At 61.4% G+C, this 16,196-nt stretch carries 17 protein-coding genes; 4 read left to right on the forward strand and 13 right to left on the reverse strand.

Features of this window, described 5'->3' with window-relative positions; all coding sequences use genetic code 11:
• Both GST84_20295 and GST84_20300 read right to left on the reverse strand, forming a co-directional pair.
• Entirely contained in the window at nt 1–651 is a 651-nt protein-coding gene (locus tag GST84_20295) for a response regulator (GenBank protein XGB14536.1), read from the reverse strand.
• 178 nt (nt 652–829) lie between these two features.
• The gene (locus tag GST84_20300; protein XGB14537.1) at nt 830–1,540 is read right to left on the reverse strand and encodes a DTW domain-containing protein; all 711 of its coding nucleotides are present in this window, start codon (nt 1,538–1,540) and stop codon (nt 830–832) included.
• Between the two features lie 216 nt (nt 1,541–1,756).
• On the opposite strand from GST84_20300, the gene GST84_20305 reads away from it, so the two are divergent.
• Complete coding sequence (locus GST84_20305) at nt 1,757–2,176, forward strand: hypothetical protein (protein ID XGB14538.1); 420 nt, start codon at nt 1,757–1,759, stop codon at nt 2,174–2,176.
• Between the two features lie 14 nt (nt 2,177–2,190).
• On the opposite strand, the gene GST84_20310 is transcribed toward GST84_20305, so the two are convergent.
• Nucleotides 2,191–2,400 carry a hypothetical protein gene (locus GST84_20310; protein ID XGB14539.1) on the reverse strand — a complete coding sequence of 70 codons (210 nt, stop codon included), beginning with the start codon at nt 2,398–2,400 and terminating at the stop codon, nt 2,191–2,193.
• Nucleotides 2,401–2,560: 160 nt separating this feature from the next.
• On the opposite strand from GST84_20310, the gene GST84_20315 reads away from it, so the two are divergent.
• Entirely contained in the window at nt 2,561–3,679 is a 1,119-nt protein-coding gene (locus GST84_20315) for a cytochrome D ubiquinol oxidase subunit II (protein ID XGB14540.1), read from the forward strand.
• A gap of 132 nt (nt 3,680–3,811) precedes the next feature.
• On the opposite strand, the gene recX is transcribed toward GST84_20315, so the two are convergent.
• From recX to GST84_20335, 4 genes are all read right to left on the reverse strand, one after another.
• A complete protein-coding gene (gene recX, locus GST84_20320) occupies nt 3,812–4,282 on the reverse strand; it encodes a recombination regulator RecX (GenBank protein ID XGB14541.1) in 471 nt (156 codons plus the stop codon).
• 21 nt (nt 4,283–4,303) lie between these two features.
• Nucleotides 4,304–5,368 carry a recombinase RecA gene (recA, locus tag GST84_20325; protein ID XGB14542.1) on the reverse strand — a complete coding sequence of 355 codons (1,065 nt, stop codon included), beginning with the start codon at nt 5,366–5,368 and terminating at the stop codon, nt 4,304–4,306.
• 103 nt (nt 5,369–5,471) lie between these two features.
• Complete coding sequence (locus GST84_20330) at nt 5,472–5,954, reverse strand: nicotinamide-nucleotide amidohydrolase family protein (protein XGB14543.1); 483 nt, start codon at nt 5,952–5,954, stop codon at nt 5,472–5,474.
• 284 nt (nt 5,955–6,238) lie between these two features.
• On the reverse strand, nt 6,239–6,892 hold the full coding sequence (locus tag GST84_20335; protein ID XGB14544.1) for a hypothetical protein: 654 nt from the start codon (nt 6,890–6,892) through the stop codon (nt 6,239–6,241).
• Between the two features lie 269 nt (nt 6,893–7,161).
• On the opposite strand from GST84_20335, the gene mutS reads away from it, so the two are divergent.
• Together mutS and GST84_20345 are read left to right on the forward strand one after the other, a co-directional pair.
• Entirely contained in the window at nt 7,162–9,747 is a 2,586-nt protein-coding gene (gene mutS / locus GST84_20340; GenBank protein ID XGB14545.1) for a DNA mismatch repair protein MutS, read from the forward strand.
• Between the two features lie 140 nt (nt 9,748–9,887).
• Nucleotides 9,888–10,211, forward strand: a complete 324-nt coding sequence (locus GST84_20345) for a DUF3470 domain-containing protein (protein ID XGB14546.1) — start codon at nt 9,888–9,890, stop codon at nt 10,209–10,211.
• A gap of 514 nt (nt 10,212–10,725) precedes the next feature.
• Here GST84_20345 and rpoS read toward each other — a convergent pair.
• The 6 genes from rpoS to ispF form a co-directional block, all read right to left on the reverse strand.
• Nucleotides 10,726–11,733 (reverse strand): RNA polymerase sigma factor RpoS, encoded by a 1,008-nt coding sequence (gene rpoS / locus GST84_20350; GenBank protein XGB14547.1) that lies wholly within the window; start codon nt 11,731–11,733, stop codon nt 10,726–10,728.
• 108 nt (nt 11,734–11,841) lie between these two features.
• Entirely contained in the window at nt 11,842–12,699 is an 858-nt protein-coding gene (locus tag GST84_20355) for a peptidoglycan DD-metalloendopeptidase family protein (GenBank protein ID XGB14548.1), read from the reverse strand.
• 237 nt (nt 12,700–12,936) lie between these two features.
• Nucleotides 12,937–13,611, reverse strand: a complete 675-nt coding sequence (locus GST84_20360) for a protein-L-isoaspartate(D-aspartate) O-methyltransferase (GenBank protein ID XGB14549.1) — start codon at nt 13,609–13,611, stop codon at nt 12,937–12,939.
• Entirely contained in the window at nt 13,611–14,360 is a 750-nt protein-coding gene (surE, locus tag GST84_20365) for a 5'/3'-nucleotidase SurE (protein XGB14550.1), read from the reverse strand. Before surE ends, GST84_20360 begins: the two co-directional genes overlap by 1 nt.
• A complete protein-coding gene (gene truD, locus GST84_20370; GenBank protein XGB14551.1) occupies nt 14,348–15,406 on the reverse strand; it encodes a tRNA pseudouridine(13) synthase TruD in 1,059 nt (352 codons plus the stop codon). The genes surE and truD overlap by 13 nt, the downstream gene beginning before the upstream one ends.
• Nucleotides 15,403–15,876, reverse strand: a complete 474-nt coding sequence (ispF, locus tag GST84_20375; GenBank protein ID XGB14552.1) for a 2-C-methyl-D-erythritol 2,4-cyclodiphosphate synthase — start codon at nt 15,874–15,876, stop codon at nt 15,403–15,405. The genes truD and ispF overlap by 4 nt, the downstream gene beginning before the upstream one ends.
• Nucleotides 15,877–16,196 lie beyond the last annotated feature (320 nt).

Raw genomic sequence — 16,196 nt, forward strand, 5'->3', positions numbered from 1 at the left:
TCAGTTGCTGGCAACCGATTCAAGTTGTTGCAGCAGCAACGCAGCCTGGGTCCGGGTGCGCACGCCCAATTTGCGGAAGATCGCGGTAACGTGAGCCTTGATAGTCGCTTCCGATACGCTCAGCTCATAGGCGATCTGCTTGTTCAACAAGCCTTCGCAGACCATGGTCAGTACGCGGAACTGCTGGGGCGTGAGGCTGGCCAAGCCTTCGCTGGCGGCCTTTGCCTCGGCCGAAACATCTACCTTTTCGAACGCCTGCGGCGGCCACCAGACCTCGCCGTCAAGCACCTTGCGCACCGCATCCTGGATCACTTCCAGGGTGCTGGACTTGGGAATGAAACCACTGGCGCCGAACTCGCGGGACTTGACCACCACGGCGGCCTCTTCCTGTGCCGAAACCATCACCACGGGGATCTGCGGGTACTGCCCGCGGAGCAGTACCAGACCGGAAAAACCGTAGGCACCCGGCATGTTCAGGTCCAGCAGCACCAGGTCCCAGTCGGCTTTTTCGCTCAGGCGGGTTTCCAGTTCGGCAATGCTTGCGACTTCGACCAGACGCACATCGGAGCCAAGCCCGAGGGTAACGGCCTGGCGCAGGGCGCCACGGAACAGTGGGTGGTCATCGGCAATCAGGATTTCGTATGTGGCCATCGATCTAAGGATCCTGTTCTGTGCCAGGCACTCGAGAGGAAGGGAAGCGCCCGGCGGGAATCGGCACCAAGGATGACGAGCACGGTGCAGGGTGATCAAGCCAATCGCCCTGCCGCCTCGCCCACCCCGGCTGCCAGCTCCGTCATTATGAACCAAAGCAGGGGTTATGCCCCTTGGACTATAGGAAGGTATGCAAACGCTGGTGGATGTCGTCCTGCTCGTCAAGCGGCAACCGCCGCTTGCCGCTCAGGTAATGCAGGCTGAACACATCCAGGTAGGCATCCAGCGCCTGCGAAGCCTGGCTGTCGCCAGCAAGGTCCAGGCACATGGCCGCAACTTCCGCCGTGCAGAAATGATCATCGCGCTTGGAGCGCCGCAGGCGGTAGCGCGACATCTGCTCGGCTTGCAGGCTCAACACCGGGAAGCGGTCCAGGTACGGGCTTTTGCGGAACATCTTGCGCGCTTCGGTCCATGTGGCATCCAGCAGGATGAACAGTGGACGCTTGCCCGGCTCGCGCACCACCTCGCTGACCACCCGTTCCTGGGCAACGAACTCGCCCGGAAATACGATATAGGGCTGCCAGCGCGGGTCATCGAGCAAGGCCAGCAGACGCTCGTCAACCGCAGTGCGCAACCAGCCGAAGGCCCAGGTGTCTTCGATCAGGTCGGCAATCAACCAGCCAGTGTTGGTGGGTTTCAGCGGCTCGGTGTCGTGCATCAGCAGGCACACACCTGCGTCAGCCTGCACCCGAGGCTTCCAGGCACACAGGCAATGGGTAGCGATGACCCGGCACTCCGGGCAACGCTCGGCACGCGAGCCACGGGCGATGAAAGGCTTGTTGCTGCGGGCCAGGCGTTCGGCACGCAGACGCGCTACCGCATGGCTCATGCCGGCAGGCCTCTGGACTGATTGGAAATGGGCACAAGGATGACTCGGAGAAAACAAGGCAGCCAGTTTACCAGAACGGGTGGCAATTGCTGTGCAGCCGGCACAGCGCTCCTTATAATCGGTTTTTTGCCGTGCCGGACCTCGCCGCACGCAATTCCACGGAACGCCGTTGACCCGCGCATGTCAAAGCGCCAGTCATCGAACCAGGAGAGACTCATGCTGCGCCTTATCGCCCCCGCCCTGAGCCTGCTGCTCGCACTGCCTCTGGCAGCCCAGGCGGCATCCAAGCAGGATTACGACCTGAACACCCTGCTGCAAAAGGTCGCCAAAGAGAGCAGCGTCGGCACCCCGCGTGCGATCAACGAGGACATCCTCGATCAGGGTTACACCGTTGAAGGCAAGGCGCTGGTCAACCATCTGAGCGTACGCCAGAGCCACGCAGAGCGCATGCAGGCCAACCCTGAGCAGGTGCGTAGCCAGCTCGGCGACAGCGTGTGCCGCAACAACGGCTTCCGCAACCTGATGTCCAAGGGCGCGGTCATGGTCTACCGCTTCACAGTCTACAAAACCAACCAGCCAGTCATGGACCAAGCCTTCGACAACGCCAGCTGCCTGGCCGGCAACAAGAAGAAGTAAGCACAGCGTTAACGCTACACCTTCTCGTCCTCATGAGCGCGCCAGCCACCTTCAGCGGCATCGGCGCGCATCTCCGCCAACAGCGCCTGCAAGTATCGCGACCGGCACTCCAGCCCCGACAGCCTGCGACGGCACTCGGCCTCAAGGCTCAGGTGATGCACCTGGGCGGCGTTCTCCAGCTGCTGGTAGAGCTGCCGGTCCACTTCGATGACCAAGCGATGCATACCGCCACCTCCTGCATCGACACATTTCGCTCTACCAGTTAACCAAACCCGTGCTGCCGATGGCCGCAGGCCGACAGGCGGCTGCGCCGATCACGTCGGCACGATCGGGCGCAAGGGTCTAGATTGAGGTCAGAGGTATTGGTGCAGAAGGAGACGTCGCATGCCTTACCATTCGAATGAACTGCTGTTCAGCCACTTCCGCGAGAACAATATCGACCTGAGCAATATCGAAGCACAACTGCAACTGGTTGCCCCCAACAGCCCTAACCTGCCGCTCTACCGCGACATGATGCTGACCATCCTGCGCATGGCCCATGACGACAGCGACCGCTGGAGCGCCAAGATCACCCTGCAGGCCTTGCGCGAACTGGACCAGTCGTTTCGCACCCTGCAGCGCTACAAAGGCCGACGCAAGGTGACCGTGTTCGGCTCGGCACGCACCCCACCGGAGCATCCGATGTACGCCCTGGCCCGCGAACTGGGCGCCACTCTGGCGCGCTCCGACCTGATGGTCATCACCGGCGCCGGCGGCGGCATCATGGCTGCCGCCCACGAAGGGGCCGGCAGCGAGCACAGCCTGGGCTTCAACATCACTTTACCCTTCGAGCAACATGCCAACCAGACGGTGAACGGGACCGACAAACTTCTGCCGTTCCACTTTTTCTTCATCCGCAAGCTGTTCTTCGTCAAGGAGGCCGATGGCCTGGTGTTGTGCCCTGGCGGCTTTGGCACGCTGGATGAAGCGCTGGAGGTACTGACCCTGATACAGACCGGCAAAAGCCCACTTGTGCCAGTGGTGCTACTGGATTCGCCGGGCGACAGCTTCTGGCACGACTGCCTGGACTTCATCAGCCGCCAACTCGAAGAGAACCGCTACATCCTGCCCAGCGACCTGAAGCTGGTGCGGCTGGTACACAGTGCCGACGAGGCCGTGGAGGAAATCAACCAGTTCTACAGCAACTACCACTCCAGCCGCTGGTTGAAGAGCCAGTTCGTGATCCGCATGCATCACCCGCTCAGCGAAGCGGCGCTGTATGACATTCAGGAAGGTTTTGCCGACTTGCGCCTGAGTGGCAAATATCACCAGCAAGCGGATAGCAGCGCCGAACACGAAGTAGGCGATTACAGCCACCTGACACGCCTGTCATTCGCCTTCACTGGCCGGGACCAGGGGCGCTTGCGTGAGCTGGTGGATTTCATCAATCTGCCGGAGAACTGGGCAAAGCCAGAGCCCATGCATACCACGCAGAGGGCCAGGCAGGCGCTGAAAGTGAGTTGATGCTTTTTTGTAACAGTTCGCGTGTTACCTGCTGGGGCAACCTTGTGCTGCGCCTACACCTGATCGGTGGCCGGGCGCGGACCGCCCAAACCGATTATTCGCGACGTGCACGTCTCACTGTAGTTTCAAGCGTCAATAATCGTCGAGATCACGCCCGCTGAGCAGACGGCCGATCATGTCCATGGAGAACCCACGGTAAGCCAGGAACCGGGTCTGCTGGGCACGGCTGCGCGGATCTTGCGGGCGCTGCCCGGCAAACTTGCGCTGCCACACGTCTCGCATACGCTCGACCCAATTCACCTCGCTTTCACGCAGGGCCTGGTCGATGTCTGCACGCGCCAAACCACGCTGGCATAGCTCTTCGCGAATACGCGCAGGGCCATAGCCAGAACCGGAACGATAACGGATGAAACTCTCAAGGTAGCGGGCTTCACTAAGCAGCCCTTCTTCGGCGAGCCGATCGAGTTCAGGCTCGATCAACTCGTCCGAAGCGCCGCGCTGACGCAGCTTGCGCGTCAGTTCGACTCGACCGTGCTCACGTCGTGCGAGCAGGTCCATGGCTGTCCGCCGGATGGCGACGGGGGTGTCGAGTACGGCAGACATATTCGGCTATTTACTGCGCAATCAATAACCGGCGTCAGCGTCGGCCATGTCATCGGCATCAGCTTCGGCAGCAGCTTTGCCGGCTTCAGCAGCAGCACCCGCTTTCAGCAACTTCTCACGAATTTGCTTCTCGATCTCGGCACCAATAGCCGGGTTCTCAGCCAGGTACTTGGCTGCGTTGGCTTTGCCTTGGCCGATCTTGTTGCCCTGGTAGGCATACCAGGCACCAGACTTCTCGACCAAGCCCTGAGATACCCCCAGATCAATGATCTCGCCGTTACGGTAGATACCTTTCCCGTAAAGAATCTGGAACTCAGCCTGACGGAACGGAGGCGAGACCTTGTTCTTGACGATCTTGACGCGGGTTTCGCTGCCGACCACCTCGTCGCCTTCCTTGACCGCGCCGGTACGGCGGATGTCCAGACGGACCGAAGCGTAGAACTTCAGGGCATTACCACCGGTAGTGGTTTCCGGGCTGCCGAACATCACACCGATCTTCATACGGATCTGGTTGATGAAGATGACCAGGCAGTTGGCGTTCTTGATGTTACCGGTAATCTTGCGCAGCGCCTGGGACATCAGGCGGGCCTGCAGGCCCACATGCATGTCACCCATCTCGCCTTCGATTTCGGCCTTCGGCACCAGTGCGGCCACGGAGTCGACAATGATCACGTCGACCGCATTGGAGCGCACCAGCATGTCGGTGATTTCAAGGGCCTGCTCACCGGTGTCCGGTTGCGAAACCAGCAGGTCATCGACGTTGACGCCCAGCTTGCCGGCGTACTCAGGGTCAAGGGCATGTTCGGCGTCGACGAAGGCGCAGGTGGCACCGTTCTTCTGCGCTTCAGCGATGACAGACAGGGTCAGCGTAGTCTTACCCGACGATTCCGGGCCGTAGATCTCGACGATACGGCCTTTTGGCAGACCACCGATGCCGAGGGCGATGTCCAGGCCCAGCGAGCCGGTGGAGATGGCCGGAATGCCTTGACGCTCATGGTCACCCATGCGCATGACCGCGCCTTTACCGAATTGGCGTTCGATCTGACCCAGGGCCGCAGCCAAGGCGCGCTTCTTGTTGTCGTCCATTGAAATCCTCACGTGTTCGACTTGGCCCTGACGGCCGGAATACCTGTATAAGTAGCCAGTATTATTCCACAGGCAGACGCCCGCGCAAACCCCTGTCGTCGATTTACTCGGCACCAAGCTGTAACAAGCCGTCTAACGCGGCGATCACCGTCTGTCGGCGCACCGCCTCGCGGTCACCGTCGAACTGCCGACGTTCGCTGAACACCCGGTCGCCATCCCCCCAGGCCAGCCACACAGTGCCCACCGGTTTGGCTGGCGAGCCGCCGTCCGGCCCGGCCACACCACTCACCGCCACGGCGAAGCGTGCGCCACTGGCGGCCTGAGCCCCACGGACCATGGCTTCGACCACTTCCTGGCTGACTGCCCCCACCTGCCCGAACAACGCTTCAGGCACCCCCAGCTGGCGGGTTTTCTGGGCATTGGAATAGGTGACGTAACCGGCCTCGAACCAGGCCGAGCTGCCAGGTATGCGGGTGATGGCTTCGGCAATGCCACCACCGGTGCACGATTCGGCGGTAGTCACCTGTGCATTGAAACGGCGCAGGTGCTCACCCAGGCGGGTGGCGAGCGTGGTGATCGGGTCCATGTAGGGTGCTCCTGGTAGGCTGCCCTCTACCCTATCATTCCGGGGAGGGTGGGCGGCACCCGATCTCACTGACGATAGACCACTCATGGCATGCATCAGAGCATCGACGCAATTTTAAAGTACCCGCCGCCGCTCACTGATATTCAGCCAAATCCCGCAGCGGCTGGCCACAGCGCCCACAGACTCTACGTGAGATAACGATTTCTCCGACAAAAATGCGCTCGACCTCTATGGACCGGTGCCGGAACAGCCTACACACGATACGCCTGAACAAAATGACTACCTCAGAAGTTCAGCCGAAGCATGGTGCGCCAGATGTTTTTCAGAGGTGAGCGGCGGTGCTTCGCCCAGTTACGTTCCCACCATTCATCCTCATTGCGCACTACCTGCTCCAGGTCACTGCCTGCAACGGCGGCAGCATGCTGGCGGAACATCATGGGGAACACGCAATGCTGGCGAATCTTGTGTTTGACCAACACATCCACAGGCGTGCCATCATAGGGCGTCTCTGCCAGAATCCTGCAGCCCTCGCGGGACAGCACGTAAGCGTGCAGCGCAACAACCCGGCCCCTGGCGATGAACGGGAACCAAGTCAGCCAGGTTCGCCCCATGGAATAGCCCAGGTGCAGGGCCTCGAATCGCCGGGTCTGCATGAACCGGTTTACCCAGCGCACCTGCCAAGCCTTGAATTCATAGGCCTTGGCATCATCTTCAAAAATCAGAATCCTGTCGTGGCCATTGTCGAGCGCATGGCGGGCCAGTTGTTGATGCGACTCGTAGCACCCTCGCCTGGGGTCGCTGTTTTTTTCAACGACATGAAAGACCACTTGATTGTCGAGTTGCCGGCCGATGGTTTCGCGGAACAGGGCACGCCGGTCACTCCGCGTTTCGAGGGAAATACAAAATACCGCATCGACGTCAAAACGAATTCCGCTCACTGCTCTAATCAACCTTGCAATAGATGTTTACCGGGCCAGGTACCACCGCAGGTGAATGAGGCAGGCCATCCCTGATGATCAAGTTGCGCAATTCTCCACAGGGGGCACATGGTGTCAATAAGCCTTCATCGCGGTTGCCCGGTACTGCCTGCCCGGTACCCGTGGTAACCTATGCGACTTTAAAATCCGGTGGGTCTCGGCGTCGCAAACGCAACACAGAACGCCTCAAATTTGCCCCACAATGTTGAGACCTACTTTCTAAGCCATTGATGAATAAAGCAATCTCAGATCTTTCCGCACACACCCCGATGATGCAGCAGTACTGGAAGCTGAAGAACCAGCACCCGGACCAGCTGATGTTCTACCGCATGGGCGACTTCTACGAAATCTTCTACGAAGATGCGAAAAAGGCCGCGAAACTGCTGGATATCACCCTGACCGCCCGCGGTCAGTCGGCCGGCCAGTCCATCCCCATGTGCGGGATTCCGTTCCATTCGCTGGAAGGCTACCTGGCCAAGCTGGTCAAGCTCGGCGAGTCGGTGGTGATCTGTGAGCAGGTCGGCGACCCAGCCACCAGCAAGGGCCCGGTGGAGCGCCAGGTGGTGCGCATCATCACCCCCGGCACGGTCAGTGACGAGGCACTGCTCGACGAGCGCCGCGACAACCTGATTGCCGCACTGCTCGGTGACGAGCGCCTGTTCGGCCTGGCGGTACTGGACATCACCAGCGGCAATTTCAGCGTGCAGGAGATCAAGGGCTGGGAAAACCTGCTGGCCGAACTCGAGCGCCTGAACCCGGTCGAGCTGTTGATCCCCGACGACTGGCCACGGGACCTGCCTGCGGAGAAGCGCCCTGGCGCCCGCCGCCGCGCACCGTGGGACTTCGACCGCGACTCGGCACGCAAGGCCCTGTGCCAGCAGTTCGCGACCAAGGACCTCAAGGGCTTCGGCTGCGACAAGCTGACCCTGGCCATTGGTGCCGCCGGCTGCCTGCTGACCTACGCCAAGGAAACCCAGCGCACCGCCCTGCCGCATCTGCGTAGCCTGCGCCACGAGCGCCTGGACGATACGGTCATACTCGATGGTGCCAGCCGACGAAACCTTGAGCTGGACATCAACCTGGCCGGCGGGCGCGACAACACCCTGCAATCGGTGATCGACCGCTGCCAGACTGCCATGGCCAGCCGCCTGCTGAGCCGCTGGCTGAACCGCCCGCTGCGTGACCTCAAGGTGCTGCAAGCACGCCAGGACTCGATCCGCTGCCTGCTCGACAGCTACCGCTTCGAAAAACTGCAGCCGCAGTTGAAGGAAATTGGCGATATCGAGCGGATTCTCGCCCGTATTGGCCTGCGCAATGCCCGCCCGCGCGACCTGGCACGCCTGCGCGATGCGCTGGGCGCGTTGCCAGAGCTGCAGAACGCCATGACCGAGCTCGAAGCGCCGCACCTGGCGCGTCTGGCGGCCATTACCGGCACCTATCCAGAACTGGCCAGCCTGCTGGAACGGGCGATCATCGACAACCCGCCCGCGGTGATCCGCGATGGCGGCGTACTGAAGGCGGGCTACGACAACGAACTGGACGAGCTGCTGGCAATCAGCGAGAACGCCGGCCAGTTCCTGATCGACCTGGAAGCCCGGGAAAAGGCCCGTACCGGCCTTGCCAACCTCAAGGTCGGCTACAATCGTGTACACGGCTACTTCATCGAACTGCCGACCAAGCAGGCCGAGCAGGCCCCGGGCGACTACATCCGCCGTCAGACACTCAAAGGCGCCGAGCGCTTCATCACCCCAGAGCTGAAGGCGTTCGAGGACAAGGCATTGTCGGCCAAGAGCCGCGCCCTGGCCCGCGAAAAGATGCTCTACGACGCCCTGCTGGAAACCTTGATCAGCCACCTGGCACCGCTGCAGGACAGCGCTGCCGCCCTGGCTGAACTGGATGTGCTCAGCAACCTGGCCGAGCGCGCACTGAACCTCGACCTTAACTGCCCGCGCTTCGTCGACGAGCCTTGCCTGCGCATCGAGCAGGGCCGCCATCCGGTGGTGGAGCAGGTACTGACCACGCCGTTCGTGGCCAACGACCTGGGCCTGGACAACAACACGCGCATGCTGATCATCACCGGCCCGAACATGGGCGGTAAGTCCACCTACATGCGCCAGACCGCCCTGATCGTGCTGCTGGCGCACATCGGCAGCTTCGTCCCTGCGGCGAGTTGCGAGCTGTCGCTGGTCGACCGCATCTTCACGCGCATCGGCTCCAGCGATGACCTGGCCGGCGGGCGCTCGACCTTCATGGTCGAGATGAGCGAAACCGCCAACATCCTGCACAATGCCACCGACCGCAGCCTGGTGCTGATGGACGAAGTGGGCCGCGGCACCAGTACCTTCGACGGCCTGTCGCTGGCCTGGGCCGCCGCCGAGCGCCTGGCCCAACTGCGTGCCTACACACTGTTCGCCACGCACTACTTCGAACTGACCGTGCTGCCGGAGAGCGAGCCGCTGGTGGCCAACGTGCACCTGAACGCCACCGAGCACAACGAACGCATCGTGTTCCTGCACCATGTACTGCCCGGCCCTGCCAGCCAGAGCTACGGCCTGGCCGTGGCGCAACTGGCCGGTGTGCCGACGGTGGTCATCCAGCGAGCCCGCGAACACCTGGGGCGCCTGGAAACCACCAGCCTGCCGCACGAGCAGCCTGCGGCCGCAAAAGCCAAGGATGCGCCTCAGGTACCGCACCAGAGCGACCTGTTCGCCAGCCTGCCACACCCAGCCATCGAGAAGCTGGGCAAGCTGCAACTGGACGACATGACCCCGCGTCAAGCTATCGAAATGCTATATCAACTAAAGAACCTGTTATAACGGCGCCCACTACAAGCTGATAGAATCCGCCGCGGTTTGCTGGTGCTGCAGGTTATTAGCCTGGCCTGCAGCCACATCGCCGTAAACCGCGCGGCCCTGAGAGGAAGGGCCGCCGCCGTCGCCTGAGGAGAGAATTAGAAATGACCTTCGTCGTCACCGACAACTGCATCAAATGCAAATACACCGACTGCGTGGAAGTCTGTCCGGTGGACTGCTTCTACGAAGGCCCGAACTTCCTGGTCATCCACCCGGACGAGTGCATCGACTGCGCCCTGTGCGAGCCGGAGTGCCCAGCGCAAGCCATCTTCTCGGAAGACGAAGTGCCTGCTGGCATGGAGAACTTCATCGAGCTGAACGCGGAGCTGGCGGAAATCTGGCCGAACATCACCGAACGTAAGGATGCCCTGCCAGACGCTGAAGAATGGGACGGCAAGACCGGCAAGATTGCCGACCTGGAGCGCTGATAGCGCCCAGATGCGAAAAAGGCCCCTCGGGGCCTTTTTTGTTTTTCTGCGGGCAAAAAAAGGGGCGGTTTGACCCGCCCACATTTTTTCCGTAGTCCCTGCTTGTCCCAAACATCATCCTGATGAAATCGCTTCTTGCGATGTCCCTGGCCTTCATCCTGAAAGCCTGCGCATGTCCCTGTGCACAGTTCGAATACTAGCGGGTTGAGTCGGGCGGGCAAGCGCCAGACCTCACAGGGTATTTCCGAAGACACATTTGGTCAGCGGCGAATAAAGCATGATTTTCAATGACTTGTAAAAAACCAGCGCCAGGAAACGACAATGGTCTACTGAGACGTGCGTAGATAGCTTACAAAACGAGTAAGAAAAGGCTTACAGGCAATGTTACCGGGGTAGCGCAGTACATATTAGATATCTGTTCTGCCCTGAAGTGCCCCCCGACGCTCTCAAACTTTTCGCCCCACACACAAAAACGCCCCGAGGTCATCGGGGCGTTTTGAGTGACAGACCTTCGCTACTGGAACAGCGACTCACTGGACAGGCCATTCTTCTCAAGGATCTCGCGCAAACGCTTGAGCCCCTCTACCTGAATCTGCCGCACCCGCTCCCGGGTCAGGCCAATCTCCAGGCCAACATCTTCAAGGGTACTGCTTTCATGCCCACGCAGGCCAAAGCGACGCACCACCACCTCGCGTTGCTTGTCGGTCAGCTCACCCAGCCACTGATCAATGCTCTGCGACAGGTCGTCATCCTGCAGCAATTCGCACGGATCAGTCGGGCGGTCGTCGGTCAACGTATCAAGCAGGGTCTTGTCCGAGTCCGGGCCAAGCGAAACATCCACAGACGACACCCGCTCATTCAGGCCCAGCATGCGCTTGACCTCGGTAACCGGCTTCTCCAGCAGCGTGGCGATTTCTTCTGGTGAGGGTTCATGGTCGAGTTTCTGGGTCAGTTCGCGCGCGGCACGCAGATAGACGTTCAGCTCCTTGACAACGTGGATCGGCAGGCGAATGGTGCGAGTCTGGTTCATGATCGCCCGTTCGATGGTCTGGCGAATCCACCAGGTCGCATAGGTCGAAAAACGGAAACCACGCTCCGGGTCGAACTTCTCGACCGCACGGATCAACCCCAGGTTGCCCTCTTCGATCAGGTCGAGCAGCGACAGGCCACGGTTCACGTAACGACGGGCAATTTTGACAACCAGGCGCAGGTTGCTTTCGATCATGCGCTTGCGGCCGGCAGGGTCACCCTTCTGCGACAAGCGCGCAAAATGCACTTCTTCTTCCGGCGAAAGCAGCGGCGAGAAACCAATCTCGTTGAGATACAGCTGGGTGGCATCGAGCGCCCTGCTGTAATCGATGTACTTGTGTTGCTTGAGCGAAGAGCCCGACTTGGCCCTCGTCCGAACCGAAGATACAGCAGGTTCGTCTGACACCACATCCGTTTCCAAAACGATGCCCGTCTCCATCAGGAGGACGTCATCATCGATGTCAAACTCCGGCACTTCTTTACTGAGAGCCATTGTTATAATCCTTTGCTGAGTTCGAACTCAGACTCGAGCGGCACCTTTATCCCTGGCAGCGCTTGAGCCTGTCCCCTCTACATCACAGGAACAGGCTGGGTACAACGATCAACGACGTGGCAGGAACTGGAGCGGATCGACGGGTTTGCCCTGGCGGCGAATCTCGAAATGCAGCTTCACCCGATCTGTGCCCGTAGACCCCATTTCAGCAATCGACTGCCCTGCCTTGACCTGCTGCCCCTCCCGAACCAACAGCCTGCGGTTATGACCGTAGGCACTGACGTAGGTGTCGCTGTGCTTGATGATGATCAGCTCGCCGTAGCCCCTCAAACCACTCCCGGCGTATACCACTGCACCATCAGACGCAGCAAAAACAGGCTGTCCCAAATCACCGGCGATATCAATGCCTTTATTCAAACTACCGTTTGAAGCAAATTTTCCAATCAGCACGCCGTTGGCAGGCCAAGCCCAGCCGCCTACCGCACGCTCCGCAGCCGGCACGCTGGCAACCACGGGCGCGCTGCCCGAAGAGGCCGGCGCGACTGGTTTACGGGTGCTGGCGGGCGCGGTTGCAGTGCTGCCCACAGGCCGCCGCGTGACCGTGGTGCGGCTTGACGAGGACGGGTTGGATACCACCGTGGTGCGGCTGCTGGAACCGCTGCTGAAACGGATCGCCTGCCCCGGGCGGATGGTATAGGGCGCCAGGATGCCATTGCGTGCAGCCAGCTCCTTGTAGTCCCAACCATAACGGAAGGCGATGGAGAACAGGGTGTCGCCTGGCTTGACGATGTATTGCCCGGAAGTCACCGCCGGGCGCTTGGGCACGGTGTTGTTGCGGTCGACCACCCGCGCGTTGTTGCTGCTGGTGCTTGAGCAACCCACCAGAAGCGCGCCCATGGCCAATGCAATCACCAGAAGCTTGAAACCCGACCCGTCCTTGCGCTGCCGAATGACTGTGTGACCCACCCGCGCTCCCCTCATGGTGCCGAAAATCTATATGAAGACAAGAAATGCAATATTGTTGCAATTATAACCAAGCCAGCCGGTATTGGCAGACGGGTACGAAAGACGGGCGAACCCCCCCGGCGCACGCTGTGCGTTAGCGCTTCGCACCGCCTGATAGACAGGGCAAAGCGACAAGAATTCGCCGGCGGCACAAAAATACACCGCGCCTCATGCCTGCACAGCTCAGATCAACAGACCTCAGGCCAGGGGACCATTGAGCAGTGGCACGAAACGCACAGCCCCCAGTACGCGACGGGAGAATCCATGCTCCTCGCGCACGATCAGCATCAGTTGCTGCACTTCGCCGGCAGGCCCTACCGGGATGACCATGCGCCCACCGGGTGCCAACTGGTCGAGCAGTGCCTGTGGCACTTCCGGCGCCACGGCGGTGACGATGATGCCGTTGTAGGGCGCAAGCGCCGGCCACCCCTCACAACCGTCACCCCAGCGGAATACCACGTTGCGCAGGTTCAGCTCCACCAGGCGCTCTTTGGCCCGGTCCTGCAGTACCTTGATGCGCTCTACCGAGAACACCCGCTCGACCAGCTGGGCCAGGATCGCCGTCTGGTAGCCCGAGCCGGTGCCAATCTCCAGCACCTTGTCCAGCGGCCCGGCCTCGAGCAACAGCTCGCTCATGTGCGCAACCATGAACGGCTGTGAAATGGTCTGGTTGTGGCCGATCGGCAGCGCGGTGTCTTCGTAAGCCCGATGGGCCAGCGCCTCGTCAACGAACAAGTGGCGCGGCGTACGACGGATTACGTCGAGCACCTGGGTGTTCGAAACACCCTCCTCGCACAAGCGCTGGATCAGCCGCTCCCGGGTACGCTGAGAGGTCATGCCGATGCCACGCCGCAGCATATCGTCCTCACGCATCAGAGCAGGCCCTCCAGCCAACCATCGAGCTGCTCGAAGGCATCATTGAAGGTGCGATCGAGTTGCAGCGGGGTAATTGATACGTAGCCTTGCATCACCGCGTGGAAGTCGGTGCCCGGGCCGCCGTCCTCGGCATCACCGGCCACAGCAATCCAGTAGCCTTCCTTGCCACGCGGGTTGACCACCTTGGTTGGCGCCGCCGCACGTGCCCGGTGACCAAGACGGGTGAGCTGGATGCCACGGATGTGCTCCAGCGGCAAGTTGGGAATATTGACGTTGAGTACGGTGCGTGGCGGCAACGCCAGGCGCGACTGTGCCTCGACCAGACGGCGGGCGATATAGGCCGCGGTCGGCAGGTTGTCCGGCAGGCGCGACAACAGCGAGAACGCCAGCGAGGTACCGCCGAGGAAGCGGCCTTCCAGCGCCGCAGCGACCGTTCCCGAATACAGCACGTCGTCGCCCAGGTTGGCACCGAGGTTGATCCCCGACACGACCATGTCCGGCGTCTGCGGCAACAGCCCATTGAGCCCCAGGTGCACGCAGTCGGTCGGCGTGCCATTGAGGCTGATGAAGCCATTGGCCAGGGTCTGCGGGTGCAGTGGCCGGTCCAGCGTCAGCGAACTGCCGGCGCCGCTCTTGTCTTGATCCGGGGCGATCACTGCGCACTCGGCATAATCCACCAGCGCAGCGTGCAGCGCGGCGATGCCAGGTGCGGTAACACCGTCGTCATTCGAAATCAGAATACGCATGGGCTGTCCGTCTGCCCTGCCGACACCAGATCCACGACTTCACGCACCACCACGGTGGCGAAGCATCCGGCCGGCAGGACGAATTCCAGTTGCAGGATATCAGGCTCGGGATAATGCCACGTCAGGCCGCCAATAGGGAGCCGCAGAATTCGTCGTTCGTGATCCATGCCCGCCTGGGCCAACCACTGGCAAAGTGCCGGCTGGCGTGCGCCGATAGCGTTTTCCAGCTGGGCAGGCACAGCGCCAGCAGGTGAAGCGCCCTCCCCCCACATCGGCCCGGTCGGGTGCAGGTCGAGAATCGCCAGGCGCGGGTCGGCACATTCCGCCTCACCCGCCGGGAAGAAACTGCGGCTGTCGGTGAACGCCAGCAGGTCCCCGACCTGGGCTCGGGCCCAGCTACCGTCAGCGACACGCGCAGCCAGCAACTGATTGAACAGATAGCTGCGCCCGGCCGAAAGCAGCCGCGAACGCACGTTGCGCTGCTCAGGCAAAGCCTTGCGCGCGGCCCAATCGAGGGCGTCATGAACGTTGCCACCGCCGTGCCCGAAACGCTGAGTGCCGAAATAGTTGGGCACACCGTGCTGTCTGAGCTGTTCCAGGCGCGCATCCACCGCCTGGTGATCGGCAGCCAGGGCCGTCAGGCGCAAGGTGAACCCGTTGGCCGAATGCGCGCCACGCTGCAGTTTGCGCTGATGGCGCACCTGCTTGAGCACACGCAGGCTGGCATCCTCTGCACGCGACAGATCCGGGTCGGCCTTACCCGGCAGGTGCAGGCTGAACCACTGGCGGGTCAGCGCCTGGCGGTCCTTGAGGCCGGCGTAGCTGATGCTGCGCACCGGTACGCCAGCGGCGCGGGCGAGGCGTCGGGCGGCTTCTTCGGTGTTCAGATCACGCTTTTCGACCCACAGCCACAGGTGCTCGCCTTGGCCCGATAGCGGGATATCCAGGACTTCGTCAACCTGAAAGTCTTCGGCAACCGCTTTGAGGACGGCGGTACCCAGTGCTTCACCCGATGCGCGAGGGCCCAGCAGTTCCAGTTCGGTCATGCTGGCAGCAACAGGGCGACCGAATGCACGGCAATGCCCTCCTCGCGGCCGGTAAAGCCCAGCTTCTCTGTGGTGGTGGCCTTGACATTGATCTGGTCGAGTTCGACCTGCAGGTCTTCGGCGATCAGCTGGCGCATGGTTTCGATGTGTGGGGCCATTTTCGGTGCCTGAGCGACGATGGTGGCGTCAACGTTGCCGACCTTCCAGCCTTTGGCCTTGACGATACCGACCACATGGCGCAGCAGCGCGCGGCTGTCAGCACCCTTGAACTGTGGGTCGGTGTCGGGGAAATGCTTGCCGATGTCGCCCAGCGCCGCAGCGCCAAGCAAGGCATCACTCAGGGCGTGCAGCAGCACGTCACCGTCGGAATGGGCCAGCAGGCCGTATTTGTGGGGGATACGCACCCCGCCCAGGGTAATGAAATCACCGTCGCAGAAACGGTGCACATCGTAGCCGTGGCCAATACGCATAAAAAAACGCCCTGAATGAGTCAGGGCGTGATTCTACCTGCTTTTGAGGCAGTGGGGCGTGAGGTGATTGACGCGGCATTGTCGGCGCCTGGGAGATCGGCGCCGCCCGCGCGGCGCATCGCGAGCTGCGCTCGCTCCTACGTTTGTTTCGGGCCAGTTATTTCTGAGGGATTTGCGCGCGAGCATTTTGCTGCATGGCTCGATATCACGTTGGACGAACAAGGCGGTCGCGCGCATTGGCACAGGCGTTACTGGCCCGAAACAAACGTAGGAGCGAGCGCAGCTCGCGATGCGCCGCGCGGGCGGCGCCCGATCTCCCA

The sequence above is a fragment of the Pseudomonas putida genome, from assembly GCA_041879295.1.
Lineage (GTDB): Bacteria > Pseudomonadota > Gammaproteobacteria > Pseudomonadales > Pseudomonadaceae > Aquipseudomonas > Aquipseudomonas putida_Y.